Raw genomic sequence first — 17,834 nt, forward strand, 5'->3', positions numbered from 1 at the left:
GATTGGCGAAGGTCTTGAAGAGTTGATGCTTCATCTTCAGTCAAAGTGATACGCAATGCTGCTGGCATGGAGGAAGAGGCGATAGATACGATAGCTATCTTAAGCTTATTTGCACCTCCCTACTTACACCGCCAAACTCCCGCATTAACCCGTCTCCATAGAATTGGGTGCTGGTCACCGCCTGATTATGAAAAGCTATCAAACCAGGGGGATTCGAGTAGGAGAAATAGATAGCCTTATCCACACTATTGGAAATCGCATCATAGTTGGAGGGCGTTCCTAATACCCATTGCTGCGGTGTCACAAGTTTATCGGAGCCACCATGTAAAATCGCCACTGGAACCTTAATCGCTTCGCCTGTTGATGTGATCTCGATTGGCTTTTGAGTAAAGGGGGAATGAAGCCGTCGTAATAGCCAAATAGCAAAACCAGGGATACCCATCAATGTGCTAGGGGCTGGATCTGCAACCACGATCTTCTGGGGCACAACTCGGGGGTCACTGTCACAGGTCACCTTAGAGGGCACACTCAAGGCGATTAGGCCACCAATGGAATGACCAAAGGCAAACGTAGACAACTCAGTAGTCGCCCAGTGGGGGTAATCAAGGGTCAATTCTTTCCATGCATTTTCAGTCAGCTTCACTGCGTTCGCCAACCAGCAGGTTGGATATTGAAACAAGCTGATGCCCACCGTGGAGAGCAGGTGAATGATATTTTTTGAATACTCCTGACGAATGAAGCCCAGGAGCTTAAAGAACCCAATCAAGAGCAATAACACCCAAGCGACTCGACGAACATCGCTTGCCATCGGCTGCTCTAATCCAGGCCCCCACTTCATCTCTTCCGCTTGGGGCCACTCTTTTTGATCGAGGGACAGGAGTTCATTGACGCTGAGAGCCTGCTCCTCTTGCTGGGTTACTTTCTTACCAGTAGCAATGGAATACCAGCGCTTCCAATGTTCGATATCTTCATCTTCCCGAGTCTGAGGAGAAGCGGAAGGAAGGACGGTGCGATAGAAACTGGGCTGGAAGTCAGGGAAAAAGATGATGTAGCCCTCCTTCACCAGTTGGAGCATATGCTCCTCATAAAAATCAGGGATGCACAGGGCGAACCCATGAAGATACACAATTGATTTGAGCGGGTTCCCTGGTTTTGTGGCAGTGTCGGGGACGTAAACCCGCATGTAGGTCCCAGAGACATGATCTCCTGATTGGTGAATTCGATACCCTGCTCGTTGCTCAGTTACCCAATCAACGTCATGCTTTGCGGCCATTATGACTTCTCCTTCAAGGAATAATTGCGGTCTGCTCAAGTACTAAAGGGTTTGGGGATCGTACATCCTTACCCTATTCAACGATCAGTATTCCTAAACTCTCTGACAGTGCTGGGTGGCAACATGATGACCAATCAAATATGCTGTCATCTGTGGACTCACCCTAGGAAGCGGTGCAGCAGAAAGATCGGCGACATAAATGTTCTGACTGCCAATGACTTTACCCGTATCGTGGGCGGACTCCTCTCCTCGGTTGAGGGCTTTGCCAAATACACAGCCGCCTGACAGGTGCTGCTCGGTGAGCAAATCATTGCGACTATAGTGCTGAATATAGTCATCCACCTGTAACTTTGAATAGGGCATTCGGGTGAATAGTCGAATCAAGAATTGAAAGAATGGGTGAGGTTTAGCACCTAGTGATTCGACAAGGGGAATTTGATTGATGAGAGCTGTTCTAGCAATTCGATAGTCTGGATCATCCTGGAGCGGGCTAGCTTGGAAACATCGAAGGATAACCTCATACAGTTTAGATTTGTCTGATGGAGGATCAGTCTTACCATCAGAGGGTTGATAGAATCCTTCACGAACAATATTGAATTTCACAATGGCTGAAATAAGATTCCACTGGTGCTGTCCCATCTGAGTCGGATGCCGAAGGGACCACAGAAGATCGTCGAGGCCATTCAATCGGGCAATCAACCATCGACTAACATCCTTAAGCTGTTGAAAGACCCGTGGGTTGCCGATCATCAGTACCTTGAGCCAGTTCGGCACCCAAAAGGCTAGGAATAGATGAGAAATCAAGTAAATCAGGACATCCAATTGACCAGAGAAGAAGTCAAAGTTGCAAACGGTTGGCTCTTCGGCTTCATCTTCCCCGAGGCGAACTTCGGTGGTGGCAAACAGGGAGAGATACTGGTCTTTAAGACTGACCTGAAGAGGCTTAGGAAGCAGGTAAATCCCAAAGGGCAGGAGAATATGATCGTTGACATGTTCACCAATTTCAAGATTTTGGAGACGATCTCGATGCTCGTAAAGCAATTGGGGGGTCGCTGCTCCAGCACAGAGGAGAAGTTTGGTGTGGTTACCCAATAAGTGGGTTTTAAGGTCTCCTGTTTCTAGGTTCTCGATGGTAATTGCTGAACAACGTAGGTCTTCATCATCTGCTGCTTCGAGCTGCAGATGAGTCACTTTCCGTTGAGTCACATAGTCCAATCGAGGGTTGTCAGACCAGTGCAGAAGGGAGATCCCACTATGGGTCCGTTGACCAAATTCATTGAACTGAGTGGGAAAGATGTGGATCTGTTTGTCTTGATCGTCTGGATAGACGGGGATATGCCCACTATTATCTTTGTTGATAGTGAATTGCTGGGCTTCTAATTTTGCTTTGACATACTCAGCCGCTGGCGTCAGTGTCCGGTTCGGATCTGTCCGTTCGAAGGCTTGTGATAGTTCTGCTTTTCTATCTGTCCAATAATCTGGATCATGCCCAAGATGCTCACTCAGCCACTGGGATGATTCAAAGATCATGGTGTAGTTGATGGAGCCACCCCCTCCCATTGTGCAGGCTCGACCGGAAAGGATGGGGGTTCCATCGGGGGTTTGAGCGTTGTGAAGTTTGAAGATATTGGCTTCAGAATAGGATTGGGTCCAGTTCCGTTGGTGGGAGATATCACTGGTTTCAAAGAAGTTCTCGCCTTCTTCTATAACCAAAACGTTTCCCTGAGTTGAACAGGCGAGGTATTGATGCAGAAACGCACAGGCTCCATTGCCAGATCCCACGACAATATAGTCATATTGCTCAGAATTCGGACAGTCGGCTAGCTTTGGCATTGCTGCACCCCAATGGCTTGTATACGTTGCGAAATTTGAGCGGGCTTCTCTGGACTTTAAATTGTGGTTGAGTCGGCTCCCATAAAGCCAACCTTGATTCCAGCTCCCTTCAATGTCTCTATCGCTCTGCTATGGATGAAAAGCAATAGCAATAGACCCAGCACAGATAGGAACAAACCCAATATCAATACAACGATTCCGACTATCGGAAACTTCAGGGCTTTTCCACGGTAAATGATGGTCACGATTTAAAAGAGGGCTGCACAGCTATAGATGCCCAGAAGATGGCTTCCCCCTCTAGGGTGAGCCGAGCAAGATTGGCTGCGATCGCCGCAAGAATCGACCATAGGAGGAGTTTGTGGTACCTAGCAATGTTGCGGAGTTCTGAACGGGTAAATGTTTTACTCATCAGCTCGATCCACGATCTGGTTAGTGCGGCACTACTGAGTTATCAACACTATGGTCGTAATTTACGCATGGTCCTAAGATCAAACCTTTGCCCACGGGACTGTTAAAAATAGCCCAACCATTTGATACCTAAGGCCTCGCTGGCGTTACGGCTCCTAGCAGGCCTGAAATGCCTGGTGCGATGTAGAAAGCTGAGTGTGAAAGGAGGAATCAACTTCTATTCAATGAGTGGAAAATAGTCTCTGACTCCGGTCACTCTATGCCAAGGCGGGGGTGATACTATTTGATATCTCCCAGGCCAATGCGATACAGGGGCATCTCTTTCAAGAGAGGGACAGTGAGAAAGCGATCGCGCTGATGCGGACTGTAGATCAACTCAATCGTCTATATGGTCGTAGGGCTGTCTTCTTTGCGAGCGAGGGTTGCACTCAGCAGTGGGCGATGAAGCGGCAGCGGTGTACTCAGGCATATACAACGCGATGGGATGAGTTGCCGGTGGTGCGGTGATCGACAGTGAATGCTAACTGAAGAAGCATTCGACACACACAGAAATCATCCATTTCTCACTTACTAATCGATGCATAGGTCAGTGGCAAGCAGAGTTAAATAAACATCAGAAACATTTCATCTTTCCTGAAATACAGGGCGGTACTTTTCTTTGAGTGCTCATGTCATCTCAAGGAATGTTGACACCTAACATATTGAGTACTCAATACAGAACCACAAAGATTAATTAATATATTCCGTACCATCCATCCATTATCCGTTTTCTAAATAATATACCTACGTCATTCAATCAGAATATAAATGCTTTGAAAATTTAAAAATAAGCACTTTGTAAATTCTATTCGCATACATCTATTCCAGAAGTAAATCGTGTTTGGCACAAATATTTAAGAGACATAAATTACTCTTTGTTACGGGATTCAGATTTATTCAGATCTTTGCATTTCATCCCAGTATAGTAGCGGAGATATCTGTAATGCTCTGCTTGAATTAGTCATATATTTGGAACTGCTATGACAGACTCTAATACTGCTCAAGAAGCTCAGTCTCAGCAATACGAGTATCGGTACGACGCCTTTAAAAATATTTCACCTAAGTTGATATATCCAATGGCAGTGAAAGTCTTACCTGCTGATCAGTCGTTTACGAAATGGAAGTGGACGAAAAATGTAGTTTCCCTTGTACTTAGACTAGTTGCAAATCAGGCCATGCAAAATGTATCACTCCGAAAGGGATCGGCCTGCCGCCTGATTACATTTATCCGCTTATACAGAATTTTAGAAGATCCAAAGAACAGTTCCTATATTGAAAGACTCTTTGATTTCATCATTAGCATTGCCCGAGCGTTGACAAATCGGTTCAAGCGCAGACCTAAATCTCAAGATATTGAACAAGATGTTAAGCAAAACCAGAAGCCCGATCAGGTGCAAGCCAGGGTTGAGGCAATGGTTGATGATATTCAACAGCAATCTAAAACGAAGGACCCGGTAAAGCATCTTTCATTTGAGGACTATCGCAATCTATTTCAGATCATCTATTTACCGGATATTAGCAATCATTTTCTTGAGGATCGCTCCTTTGCAGCTCAACGGGTGGCGGGGGCTAACCCACTGGTCATTATGCAAGTCTCTGAACTCCCTGAGTATTTCAAGGTAACTGAGGAACACTATACAAAGGTGATGGGTAAAGATGACTCCCTTCAGGCTGCACTAGACGAGGGGCGGATCTACCTGGCTGACTACAAGATTCTGGACGAAATCGATCCAGGGACTGTTGAGGTAGGGGTAAACGGTAGCATCAAAGAAACGATTGAGAAATTCGGTTATGCACCTCTAGCTTTGTTTGCGATCGCCTCGGGTGATTGTCCGGGCCGTCTACTGACACCGGTTGCGATTCAATGCAGTCAAGACGCTGGCAGTCTCATTTTTACTCCACCCAGTATAGCGGCTGTTGATGAGGAGCGATGGGCTTGGAGAATGGCAAAGACGGTCGTTCAGGTCGCTGATGGCAATTACCATGAACTAATCTCACACCTAGGACGCACTCATCTGTGGATTGAGCCAATAGCGCTCGGTACCTACCGTCGTTTAGCAAAACACAAGTTAGGTAAGCTCCTTCTGCCTCATTTTGAGGGTACTTTCTTCATCAATAATGCTGCTGCAGGTAGCCTGATTGCTAAGGGTGGTGTTGTGGAAAGTATTTTATCGGGTACGTTGCTATCGTCTGTAACGCTCAGTGTTAAGGCTGCGAAGGGATACCCGTTTGCATTTAATGATTCAATGCTTCCCAAAACCTTTGCTGCTCGTGGTGTAGATGATCCACAAAAATTACCGGACTACCCCTATCGTGATGATGCGTTGCTCATTTGGGATGCCATTCATAAGTGGGTTAAGTCATACCTTGAGGTCTACTACAGCAGTGATGATGAGGTGCTAAGTGATGCCGTTTTACAGGCGTGGCTAGCAGAACTTGTCGCTGAGGATGGGGGCCAGATGACAGAGATAGGAGAAGTCATACCAGAGGACAGAAGACCAAAAATCCGAACGTTGGATTATTTGATCGATGCGACAACGCTGATTATCTTCACTTGTAGCGTTCAACATGCAGCAGTCAATTTCACCCAAGCATCGTTAATGTCGTTTGCACCCAATATGCCACTGGCAGGATTTAATGCGGCTCCAACGACTCTTAAAGTCAGTGAAGCAGACTACTTTTCGATGCTGCCATCACTTAGCCTAGCTGAGCAACAAATGAATTTTGGATATACATTAGGATCCGTGTACTACACTCAAATCGGACAATACAAGGCTAATGAGGTAGAGCTAGAGGAGATGAATCAGCATGATTACTTTGGTGATTCACGAATCTCTCATCACCTAGAGATTTTTCAGAACAAGTTGAAAGAGATTGAGTTGACCATTCAACAACGGAACGAAACTCGTCCTACTTTTTACGATATTTTGCTGCCGTCAAAAATTCCGCAATCTACAAATATCTAGTTGAGGTGGGTGACGATAGAAGACCTACACTGCTTCCAGACTTAAATCGTTGCCCTTCATTTCTTCCTTAGCAACTACTGGAGCAAAGCTTATATTGTTCTATTGGTAATATTCTGCTCACTGTCGCTCAGTAAGGCAAGAGAGCATACGGCTGATCAGAAGCGACCGAACCCTACGCCTACCGAGCGGCTGAAAAGCTGAGGTAGTAGGGGTAACGATACACCGCAGATAATCTCAGCCATACGGCAGGCTGCAGAGGGTGTCCACCAGCCGGGGCTGTAGTGATGACATTCGGGCTATATCCTGAACATCAGGTAGAGGGGCATCTTCGGGCTTCATATGAAAACTGGGAGCGCCGGAAGTGATAGACGAGTGTGGTGAAGAGCGGTGCTTCAAACTGGATTAAATACTTAAGGAGATTGCTGCGAATTAACTTCACCCCAGTTCATGTCCATTCGCTCCCATACATGAAGCTTGGCTGCACTCGATTCGGCATGCAGCGACTACGATTGCCTCATTGAATGTACAGAGGAACAGTCGCCAAGATAGATCCATATTGAAATCTGGCACTCATCACAACGTTCTGTTGATGGGATACTGCTCGATGCGGCTCTACGCTAGTGACTTAAAGGCAGTGAGCTTGCGCCCTTCTGAAATCATTTAGGACTATTGTAAACCAATGGATTCTGGCCGTTCCGCTCAGCTTTCTCTGAGGATTCAGTTAAACCATCCCGCTCTGTTGAAGGGGCTGGATGTGTGGCTACAGCTAGGGTTAATCTCAGATTCACAAGTCCGCAATTTTTGCCTGCAAAACTTGACTTGTGCTCTCTTAACAACCTCACTGAGCAAGGAGACGACCATTGCGCATCAGGTTGGACAGTTGGAGGCTCCGATTCCCCCATCTAGCGATTCACCGAGGGTACCGGCTCCTCAGATATCTTCCCCTCCCCAACAGCAAGGAACAGATTGGCTGACACACATTCTACAGTCCCTGATGGCAGAGCTAAGTGTTTTATGGCTGTTGCTGTTGGGCGTTTTTATGGTGGTGGTGTCCTCTGGGGTGTTAGCTGCGACCCAATGGCGCTATCTAGTACCCGCAGGTCAGTATGGTTTGCTGCTGGCTTATACCCTGGTTTTCGCTGCCGTGGCCTATGGGCTAGAGCGTCGTCCTCAGCTACAGCTCACAGCTCGAATGCTGCAAGTGACGACACTGCTGCTCATCCCGGTTAATTTTTGGATGATGGATCAGCTCAACCTGTTCAGAAGTGGTGGGGGTTGGTTGGTGGCAGCACTCTCAGCCCTGACCCTAACCGGAATTCTCGGGGTGCTACTGCGCTTGAGTCGAGGGTCTCTCTCCACCTCATTAATCCGGATTACCACCGTCAATATTGTCGGGTTGAGCTGGTTGCACTGGGGATGGGAACAACCAGGTTGGCCCTGGTTTGCGACCTATGGGGGTATGCTAGCGACCTGCATAGCACTTACCTATGAAGACAATATTCAGGAACAGGGAGGCGCTGTCGCTTCGGAAGAGGCCGAGGACTCATTACCTTCGCTCTTGGGATGGATGCAGCCAAGCCGGATTGCTGTGATAGGTGGACTACTGCTGCTCTTGTTCCGAGCTATTGTGGTGGCCCAGATCCCGATATCAAAGATGGGATTGGCAATTGCGCTGGGCGGCTGGTTATTGTGCTGGTTAAGCCGCCGCTCTCTTCAGCCTTGGTTTTGGTTAGGGGTGGGACTGCTGATCATGGGTCGCTGGGCAGCACTGGCAATTCCAGGACAGGCATTGGCCATTAGTGTCTTAGCTCTATGGATCTTTGGGGAACGCCTGAGGCGTCGGTCAAAGGTTTTAGATCTAGTCTGTCTCTTTTTCATTGGTCTTCAAACGTGTTGGCCTCTAACTCATCTCGTGTCGGCAGGGCTGCGGCAGCAGGTGGTATCCACAGCGATTGAATGGGCACCCACCGAGGTGGGAATGCCAATGGCTCTCTGGGGAGTTGGGTTATTCCCATACTGTCTGTTGACTCTTTGGCTGGGGTCAAAACTACGGCAGCGGTCATCGGGTCAATTGACTGAGACAGCAGAAGGCTTGGCCTTAGGAATGGGATTGATTTTGACGATCATCAGCTTCTTAAATCCCTTGACGCGATCGCTCAACCTGATTTTGTCTGCCCTCACGCTCAGTTGGGTTGTTTGCCGACGACCTCAGGCGCGATCATTCCTGCTCTATTTGACCCAATTCGCAGGTCTCTCGGCTATCTTCGCAAACATTGACTTCGGTTTTCCTCGCCTTAGTCTGGCAGTTTGGGCCAGCATTTGTCTTGGAGCCATGATGGCAGAGTGGGTCGTTAGCGGTTGGGTCAGAGCATCAAGGTGGCAGGAAAGTGCTTGGAATCTAGGTCTCGGGTTAGCTGCGGTCAGCTATGTTCTCTGGAGTAGCGAGAATATGATTTGGCGGGTGTCATGGCTGATGACGCCCGTGATGCTGACTCTTTTAGGAACTCGGTCTGGCTTTCAAAGACCAAAACTAGCGGCTGGCCTAGGCATGGCCACGCTGGTGGTTGCTCAACCCCTCACCTTTGCTTGGACCACACCGCGTCTGTTGGGGTTGGCGGGCAGCACAGTACTTACGTTTTTCAATACTCGGACGCTAAAGCATCCATTGGCAGGTGGGTTGACCATTGGCTTTGGCCTCAGCTTTGTCTACGCAGCTCTCTGGGAACTCCGCCAAGGGCAGATCTCTTTGGGATTATTCTCAAACTGGGTAGCCGCGACGGCTCTGTTGCTGTGGCTCTTACATGGCGAACTGCAGCGGCGCGGGTTGGGACGCTGGTACATCAAAGCCCTGAGTCGATGGGCCTGGGGTCTCAATACGCTCAATCTGTTGGGAATGAACCTCTGCTTGGGCTTGCTCTACAGCGGCTGGGATACGCTGGGCCCTAGCCCTCAATATCTCATCGGAGCAACGGGGCTAGCGACGCTTGCCATCAGCTATCACAGTTGGCAAAATCCTTCTGAGAGCAGTCGGTTTCAGGTTGCTGTGAGCCTAGAGGTCTTGATGGCCAGTTTGCTTCTTCTGCGAAATGCTTCAATCATAGAATTAGCGATTGCTAACTTAGCTCTTGGCATCCTGAGTCTGGGCATTGGGAAGCTATGGAGGCGGCAGAACGACAGACCATACTGGGCCAGTGAAAAACTCATTCCTCTCCTCTACGGCAGTTTAGGATGGGTCTTTGGCCACAGCAGCTTTTCCGCCACTACCGGAATCTATACCCTGATCTTCAGCCTGATCGCTATTGGCGTCAGCCGACGGCAGGTCAGTTTCAAGGGCATGTCCTATCTGGCGATCGCCGGTCTGAGCTGGGGCGCCTATGAGCTCTTGATCTATCAACTGCTGCAGGCCATTGGCGGGCGGGTGGCCGATGGCTGGCTGATGTTTGCAGTCTTGGGCACGGTGATTGCCTACAGTGAATACGTCTTGGCCCCCTGGCTAGCACGCTATGTGAAGCTCTCGGTTAAGGAATTACAGATTATCGCGCATCTTCACTGGACCGCGGCCAGTGGGTTGGCTTTCTTAGCGTTGGTTGCCGAATTGAGTACTGGTGGGGAGCCGCTATGGATTGGGGTGACCAGTGGCTTAGCCTGCTATGCCTTTATCCAGGGACGCAGGCGCGAGGGCTGGATCTATGCAGGCATCCTAGAGACAATTGCAGCCCTCGGCTATGGGCTGTATCTTACGGTTCCCATGCCGTTCTTGCAGCACTGGGGAGCAGCAATTGCCTGCCTCTTAGCGGCTGGCGTTTATCGATTGCCCTGGTCTACATGGGGCTGGCCTAGAAGACCGTGGAGACAGACGGCCTTCGCTCTGCCTCTAGTAGCGACTTTAACAACTGCTAACGCTATCCTTATTCCCACCCTCCTGATTGCGGGGGCTTTCTATGCCTGGTTAGCAATGCAGGAACGTCGTCCTCAATTGAGCTATCTCAGCATATTCTTCGCGGACTGGGCCATCTGGCGGTTGCTTGATATCTACCAACTCCAGGGACAGTTTGCAATCGCCTGTCTTGTGGGAGGCTCCCTTCTGTATATCGCTCAGATTGATCCTGTCTTTAAAACTGACACAACCCGCAACCAGCGCCATCTGCTAAGGACGATGGCCACGAGCTTGATGTGTTTGAGTGCGCTGGCTGAATCTGATGCTCAGCTACTATGGGGATTTGCCGCTGCTGGCTGTTTTCTGTTGTTGGTTCTATCAGGTCTAATCCTGCGGGTACGAGCCTTTGCCTATGTGGGCAGCCTATTTTTCGTCCTCAAGGTGGGGCGTCAGCTCTGGCTATTCGTTGCCGATCAGTCGTTTTTGCTCTGGGCCATAGGGATTGTTGTGGGGCTGCTGTTCATATGGGTGGCAGCTACCTTTGAGGCCCGGCGATCTCAAATGACGGCACTCCTAAATTATTGGGTTGATGAACTGAGAACGTGGGCATAGTCACCAGGGATAAAGAAATGCGACGAAGGGGGCATAGAATTTAAGGTCAATCAAGGGCATTCAAGCTCGGGATAAAGCAGTGGCAAAGCGAAAAAACGATATCGAGACAGTCCTCTCACAACTAGACCAATTGGCTGATGCTCCCCCTGATGATGAGACATGGTTTGGGTTGCGTCGGGGACTATTGAGCAAGCATGGTGTTGTTATAGGCAAAGCGGCGAAGATTGCGGCCCAATTGGAATGGAAAGATGGCATTCCTGACATGCTCAAAGCTTACGAACGGCTGAGCAACAATGGAGCGAATGTTGATCCGGGCTGTATAGGAAAGGCGAATATCATTAAGGCTTTGCGACGTTTGAAAGCCTATGAACCAACCACTTACATACGGGGCATCAGGTACAAACAGTTTGAGGCAGTCTGGGGTGGCAAAGAAGACCGGGCCGCTCAACTCAGAGCTGAATGCGCGTTGGCACTGGCTGAAACTGGATATTCTGATGCCCTACTCTACATTGCCGACCTATTGGCGGACCCAGAGACCGAAGCTAGAGCAGGGGCGGCGCAAGCGCTAAGCTGCTTTTCAGGAACAACGCCCATTGCTTTGCTTCGATTGAGAGCACTCAGTGGCGAACAGAATGTCAGGGTTCTAGAAGAAATTTTCTCGGTCTTATTTGCCCTTTCTGGTCCCACTACTAATCCTGAGGAGAAAGACGAAACGGTACGGTTCGTGGCTCAGTTTCTAGAGTCTTCTGATGTTGATGTAGTATCTGTTGCAGCGATTACCTTGGGATCTTCACGGCGACTGTCAGCTTTCAATGCACTGCGAGAATTCGCAGAGAACATTCTCGACGAAGAACGACTGAGGATTTCGTTCGAGGCCATCGCCATTCTGCGGTTGCCAGAAGCATTTGACTATGTTGTGGATACTATTTCCCGTGGCAGTGAGTTAGAGGCGCGTCTTGCCGAACAAGCCATGTCGATCTACCGCGATGATGAACGGCTCTGGGAACGCGTAGAAACAGCCCGTGCAGACAGAAAAGGAGAAGATGGTTTGAGCTTTTTGTTTGATGATTAGCGATCGCTCACATCTGCCCCAGTTAATTGTAGAAGCAATACTTTTTGAGATTCAGTATGTCCAATCGTTCTCCGTTTGTTGATCAAGTGGTTGCCCATCTCAATCGGGTTACGCCTGTGACGGCCCGGTTCATGTTTGGCGGCTATGGCCTCTTTGTAGAAAGTGTGATGATCGCCTTGATTGCGGATGATGTTCTCTATTTCAAGGTCGATGACCAGAACCGAGAGGACTACATTGCAGCAGGCTCGGAACCTTTCACCTACCACGGCAAAGGTAAACCCATCCAAATGTCCTACTATCGGCTTCCGGGTGAGGTCTTTGATAATCTAGAACAGCTCGTGCAGTGGGTAGAGGCGGCCCAGGCTGCTGCTGCCCGGTCAAAGTCCAAGTCTAAAAGCAAGCGGAAAAAATCGTCGTAGAGGAAAGGTTGATAAAGGCTCTTCAGCAATAGCAACAGCCATACAGGTCGGCTAGGCTTGCTAATTTGTGTCCAATCCCTTTCGGTAATGGTTACCTTTTCGAGAGCCACGCTGGGCTAATGCGGGGGGTACGACAGCCCAATTGCTGCCATCCTAGCCTCGATATTTTGAGTGGCAAGTACAGCTCTAGAGATTTACTAAACCACCAATAAGCGCTGGAGTTACAGGAGAATTGCAGTTGCGGCCACAGGTTTGCGGCAGGCTTAGATGATGCGTTCGTAGATGCGATGGTCTCTCACCAGGCCCCGGCGGTATCCTTGTCAAAATTGTAAGGGTGAATTGACCACACCTGGCTGCCAGAAGATACATATGAAGATTTATTGAACCCTTGAGAAACAGGGCGTTAGCTACTGATAAGTAGCAGTATCCATATACACTTCAATCAAAAAAACCTCAATATACGGATCTGTAGGTATTTCTATGCCGAACATGAAAGCTACCATAGCTCAGCAGTGCGCTCCAGTCTTTGAAGGGTTTGCTATCGAGACTAGTACGTCAAGCAAGCCGCAAGATGTGCAGCAGTTGATTTACAAACATTTCAAAATAGAATTTACAGTCCAGGCTTACGGTCATCAGTCAACAAACTTTGATCTGATTGCTGAAGAATTTAACCCAACCGTTCGAGAAGCTTGGGAAATGGCATACGACATGGACGAACTCTCAGAAATTGCGTGTGTGGAACCGCTCTTTGCCGCTGTGGTTGAAGGGCGACCTGATTGGATTGAAGATATTGAACTACCCAACGAGGAAGACAGCGAGGATTTTACCCGAGAATATCGCTCTGTTCTCGGAACCGGATCAGATGAACATTTACCTGAAAGCCAAGATCTGGAGTGGGCATTGAAGGAAATGAGAGTATTCCAAGCCTGGGAACGCTTTTTCCCAGGCCACATTCAGAAGCCACCAGGTCAAAAAATTATCATTGGACACCCAGATACAGGATATAGACAACACCCTGAAATTAAAGACAACTTACTAATCGAGCAGGGATACGACTTCATTGATGGAGAAACTCACTCAGACCCCCTAGATGAATTAGAAGAACCTTTTGGGGTCATCATCCCAAACCCTGGGCATGGTACTTCCGCAGCCAGCGTCATTGTCAGTCCCAGAGGCGGTGCAGATTGTCTCTTCGTGACGGGAGTTGCCCCAGGTGCAGCGCTGATTCCTTACCGCACTACCTATTCGGTCGTCCTCTGGCCCCAAAGCGTACTCAACCTCGCACGATCCATTGAACGCGCTGTAAAAGATCAGGCAGATGTTATTTCAGTCAGCATGGGAGCAGTACAGTCATCTGGACGGTTAAGACAGGCCGTTCGTGAAGCACAATCTCAAGGCGTAATTGTGCTCGGAGCCGCAGGTAATTACATCCCGTGGGTTGCCCCTCCAGCATCGATTGATGAGGTCATCTCGGTTGCGGCTAGCAATGCCAAACAGGAAATCTGGCAAGGCTCTATCAGCAGGATTGGCGAGGTAGATGTTTCGGCACCCGGAGAATCTGTTTGGAGAGCACGGGCGATCAAAAACGATCAGGGCCAAGTGAAGTTCCCTGTTGAGCGAGGAAGCGGGACAACGTTCTCTGTGGCTCTAACGGCAGGTGTGGCAGCTTTGTGGTTGGACTACCACGGCGGTAGGCAAGCGTTAGCTCAAAGACTAGGTGGGAGTGATAATCTTGCGAAGATCCCAACACTCTTCAAGAAAATCTTAAAAGCTAACTGTAGGAAAATTGACAATTGGGATACTCGTCGAGGCGGAGTGGGTATCGTCAACGCTGAGGATACTCTCTCCGCAAGGCTTGAAGAGTATATCGATGATGTTGCTATGCCCGATACCTCAATGCAAGAAGTTGGATTCAGAAACAGTGAAGCTTTACGAGAATTACGGGAGCTATTTGGACAAAGCCCGTCATTTACCGATGAATCCAAACCGAAAACATTGTCAGACACGTTAGATTCACAGCTATCGGAGCTTCTCAACGTCTCTCCGGAAGAACTACCGAATACTTTATCCAAGTTCGGGCAGGAGCTAGCGTTCCGTTTTTCTACAAACCCAGATTCCTATAAAGCATTCGCTAAAACCCTCACAAGCAATGGTGAAGTTATACTCAATAGTGAGACATCTATGACTAATTTGGATGGTATCAAAGAGTGTCGTAGCTCACTCTTATCTAAAGACATGTCAAGGCAGCTAACGAAACAGATGTCTAAACAAGTATTTTAGATTCAGCTCTAGTTGAAGGGACAAGGAAAGGGTTGTTAACCCTCACACCCAACTCCATCCCTATTGCCGTCAAACCGATGTGGGTCAGCACCCACTACCCGGAACCGGCGATGACTGATATCCCCACAGTCGAGGTCTGGTGGAGCCGATGGAATGCACACATCAGGATAGGAGCGATCGCATCCAGCTCGAGAAGGACCAGATGCTTCGGGAATAGCCACAGTGGGCTGCTGAACGACGGAGCGTTTTCGTCGACGGTAATCCCACGGCATGATCGGATCAGTCTGCGACCAAAAGGCCAACCGACGTTGACGAGCGCTCTGCTCTGCTGCTGCGTATTTGCATAGCTTCGGCATCAGTTGCGTGTACTTCGGCACCCCCTTCTCAGAGTGTTCATCAGTGCCATGAAAACAGGCAATGTGGGTATGTTGGCATGTCAGTCCCTAGATAGGCAATATGAGCATTGCCCAGTGAGATCGTAAATTGTCATCAAGTCGTCTTCTCCGCTGGACTATCCTCCTGCTTTTCATTGATCATTGAACTGGTGAGTTTCCGCATCGACTCACCTTTGAGCATCACTCGAACCGAATCATGGACAATGCGGTCGAGGATGGCATCAGCGAGGGTGGGTTCTTCAATCTTTTGATGCCACTGCTTGATGGGCAATTGGGTGGCAAACAAACACGACGCCCGTCGATAGCGTTCATCAAGGAAGTCAAGTATTTCCCTTGCATCATGGTCACTAAGCGGATCTCTGAGCCATTCATCGAGAACAATCAAATTAAAAGCTGCCAGTTGCTTTCTGAATTTCGGGAACGACCCATCGACCTTAGCCATTTTGAGCTGGCAGATTAAATCTGCTGTTTTGAAATAGCGCACTGTCATCCCCTGCTTACAGAGATGCTCAGCTAAAACACAACTGAGAAAGGTTTTGCCCACCCCTGTCGGTCCAATGAGCATCAAGTTGAGATGTTTGCTAAGCCATTGCCCCTGCGTCCACTGTAGGAAGTGAGCCTTATTCAACCCTCGCTTGACCTGGAAATCAACATCATCGAGGGCCGCATTAGTGAACAATCGAGCTTGTTTGAGCCGCCGATGCATCCGCTGGTTTTGGCGTCTGAGATATTCGCTTTCGACCAGCAGGGCCAAGCGTTCATCAAAGGAGAGATCTTGATAGGTCGGCTGTGCCTGTTGTTGTTGCCATGCCTCTAGCAATCCGTTGAGTCTGAGATATTGGAGTTGTTCTATGGTTTGTTGCATCGTTACTAAAAGGAGGAAAGGGACGCTTAGCTGTAGTAGTCTTGACCGCGCAAATTGTCATGTTGAATCGGTGGCACTGAAGACTCTGGTGGTGCTTGGGGAAGCTGGTCATAATTAGATTTAAGAATCGACTTGAGCCGTTGATAACCGACGAGATTGAAGAGATTAGCCCGTTGTGCAGCCTGCTCTAATCGCTGGGGGCCATAGCGTGTGGCTAAATGCTGAACCCCTGAAATTGAGCGAAATGCCTGTTCTTCATAGGTCTTGCGCTTGAAGATGGCTTCCACCTGTTGGAGGGTCTGTGGCCCAATGCGATGTGCCCATGCTAAGAATCGCTCTTTCGACTGTTGTTTATAGGCCCAATGCTCAGGGGGCATATGCTCAGGTAAGGTGGTGTGCCGATACGGGACCGATGAGCGCGGATGGGCAGCAATCCGCTGATTTTCAAACAACACTTCAATGAGTTTCTCGGTGATCTTGACGCTGACCTTGCGTCTGACAAACCAATAAGGGACCGAGTAGTAGTGGTGCTCCACTTCTATGTGATAGTCCAGGTTGACGGTCGCTTGTTTCCATTGCGCCAGGACAAACGAGTAAGTCGGTAAGGGCTTGAGGACCGATTTCTCTATCTGCTCAAAGCGTTGCCGACGTGACATGCCATACCCTTGCATCGTCCGCTCGTTAAGCTGGCACAGCTTGAGAGTAATGGCCTCATTGAGAGCGCTAAAGCTCGTGAATTGCTCATGGCGTAGTGGGGCAATAATTTGCCGTTCTACTTCCTGGACCGCTTTTTCAACCTTGGCTTTATCGCGGGGTCGCCTGACACGTGTGGGAATGACCGCAACACCATAGTGCTCTGCAAATTCCTGGTAGCTGCGATTGAGTTCTGGCTCATATCGACAAGCAGAGTTGATACCGGATTTCAGATTATCGGGAACGATACAGTGGGGCACACCCCCAAAGAAGGCCAAAGCTCGTTGGTGAGAACCCAGCCAGTGAGGAATCGCTTGAGTGGGAGTTGCTTCGGCAAAGGTATAGTTGCTGGCACCTAAACACGCGACAAAAATTTGAGCCTCATGCTCTTCTTCTGTGAACGGATCTCGGACCCTCATGGTCAACCCACAATAATCGACGAATAATTTTTCACCGGCTTTGTGGACCTGACGCATCGATAGATTATGATGCCCTTTCCACTGGTTGTAACGACGGCAAAATTGACCATAGCTCAGGTTCCATTCTTGGCGATCTAGGCCCTCTTGCCAGAGCAAAGCGAGGGTGATCCCTTTTGATTGCAATTCGGTATGAACCGCCTCAAAGTCAATCGCGTCCCGTTGCAAAGGCTTCGATTGATGCTTGCCCAGTAAGGCTTGAGCCTCCTTATCATTGAGACTTTGAAGTTGCTCGTAGCTGAGGCATTTAGCGGCAGCGCGACGGATATAGTCTTGAACCGTAGAGCGGGCTACGACGCAACTGGTCGCGATCTGGGTTTGGTTATAGCCGAGTTCATAGAGGCGGATGATTTCTCGAAATTTGACCATCGATAGTAATTTCCCTTGGTGATGATGCTTCATGGCTCCTAACTCCTCTGCGGTCTTTACAGAACGTAGGACATTAGATTCCGTGAAACGTGGAAATTACCTGTGTGGGCACGGCAAACAACTACATAGAGGTGTTTAGGGTACATCGGAACAGAAAACAACGCTAAGGCTGCAGCGCTTTGACAGCATAGGTTTCAGGCGTTATTTTTCGCCTTTTTCAGAGCACCTAAATCGATGTATCTCTTTCTATGTATAGG

12 protein-coding genes are annotated in these 17,834 nt (G+C 48.9%); 6 read left to right on the plus strand and 6 right to left on the minus strand.

Features of this window, described 5'->3' with window-relative positions:
• Nucleotides 1–94 precede the first annotated feature (94 nt).
• From C1752_RS27070 to C1752_RS28775, 3 genes are all read right to left on the minus strand, one after another.
• Nucleotides 95–1,273: an alpha/beta fold hydrolase gene (locus C1752_RS27070; protein ID WP_110989152.1), complete on the minus strand. Its 1,179-nt coding sequence runs from the start codon at nucleotides 1,271–1,273 to the stop codon at nucleotides 95–97.
• Between the two features lie 93 nt (nucleotides 1,274–1,366).
• Nucleotides 1,367–3,106, minus strand: coding sequence for a GMC oxidoreductase (locus C1752_RS27075; protein WP_110989153.1), 1,740 nt, complete (start codon nucleotides 3,104–3,106; stop codon nucleotides 1,367–1,369).
• A gap of 241 nt (nucleotides 3,107–3,347) precedes the next feature.
• On the minus strand, nucleotides 3,348–3,515 hold the full coding sequence (locus tag C1752_RS28775; protein WP_158535247.1) for a hypothetical protein: 168 nt from the start codon (nucleotides 3,513–3,515) through the stop codon (nucleotides 3,348–3,350).
• 272 nt (nucleotides 3,516–3,787) lie between these two features.
• Here C1752_RS28775 and C1752_RS27085 point away from each other — a divergent pair, with 272 nt between their 5' ends.
• From C1752_RS27085 to C1752_RS27110, 6 genes are all read left to right on the plus strand, one after another.
• The gene (locus C1752_RS27085; RefSeq protein ID WP_110989155.1) at nucleotides 3,788–4,021 is read left to right on the plus strand and encodes a DUF4113 domain-containing protein; all 234 of its coding nucleotides are present in this window, start codon (nucleotides 3,788–3,790) and stop codon (nucleotides 4,019–4,021) included.
• A 512-nt stretch (nucleotides 4,022–4,533) separates the two neighbouring features.
• Complete coding sequence (locus C1752_RS27090; protein ID WP_110989156.1) at nucleotides 4,534–6,519, plus strand: lipoxygenase family protein; 1,986 nt, start codon at nucleotides 4,534–4,536, stop codon at nucleotides 6,517–6,519.
• A gap of 679 nt (nucleotides 6,520–7,198) precedes the next feature.
• Nucleotides 7,199–11,008, plus strand: a complete 3,810-nt coding sequence (locus tag C1752_RS27095) for a hypothetical protein (protein ID WP_110989157.1) — start codon at nucleotides 7,199–7,201, stop codon at nucleotides 11,006–11,008.
• Between the two features lie 79 nt (nucleotides 11,009–11,087).
• The gene (locus C1752_RS27100; RefSeq protein WP_110989158.1) at nucleotides 11,088–12,080 is read left to right on the plus strand and encodes a HEAT repeat domain-containing protein; all 993 of its coding nucleotides are present in this window, start codon (nucleotides 11,088–11,090) and stop codon (nucleotides 12,078–12,080) included.
• 56 nt (nucleotides 12,081–12,136) lie between these two features.
• Nucleotides 12,137–12,499: a TfoX/Sxy family protein gene (locus C1752_RS27105; RefSeq protein WP_110989159.1), complete on the plus strand. Its 363-nt coding sequence runs from the start codon at nucleotides 12,137–12,139 to the stop codon at nucleotides 12,497–12,499.
• A gap of 489 nt (nucleotides 12,500–12,988) precedes the next feature.
• A complete protein-coding gene (locus C1752_RS27110) occupies nucleotides 12,989–14,779 on the plus strand; it encodes a S8 family peptidase (RefSeq protein WP_233501914.1) in 1,791 nt (596 codons plus the stop codon).
• 35 nt (nucleotides 14,780–14,814) lie between these two features.
• Here C1752_RS27110 and C1752_RS29155 read toward each other — a convergent pair whose 3' ends face one another.
• The 3 genes from C1752_RS29155 to istA form a co-directional block, all read right to left on the minus strand.
• Complete coding sequence (locus tag C1752_RS29155; protein WP_199464548.1) at nucleotides 14,815–15,135, minus strand: hypothetical protein; 321 nt, start codon at nucleotides 15,133–15,135, stop codon at nucleotides 14,815–14,817.
• 133 nt (nucleotides 15,136–15,268) lie between these two features.
• Nucleotides 15,269–16,039: an IS21-like element helper ATPase IstB gene (gene istB / locus C1752_RS27120; RefSeq protein ID WP_110989161.1), complete on the minus strand. Its 771-nt coding sequence runs from the start codon at nucleotides 16,037–16,039 to the stop codon at nucleotides 15,269–15,271.
• A 26-nt stretch (nucleotides 16,040–16,065) separates the two neighbouring features.
• Nucleotides 16,066–17,610: an IS21 family transposase gene (gene istA, locus C1752_RS27125; RefSeq protein WP_110989162.1), complete on the minus strand. Its 1,545-nt coding sequence runs from the start codon at nucleotides 17,608–17,610 to the stop codon at nucleotides 16,066–16,068.
• Nucleotides 17,611–17,834 lie beyond the last annotated feature (224 nt).

It is taken from the genome of Acaryochloris thomasi RCC1774 (assembly GCF_003231495.1).
GTDB lineage: Bacteria > Cyanobacteriota > Cyanobacteriia > Thermosynechococcales > Thermosynechococcaceae > RCC1774.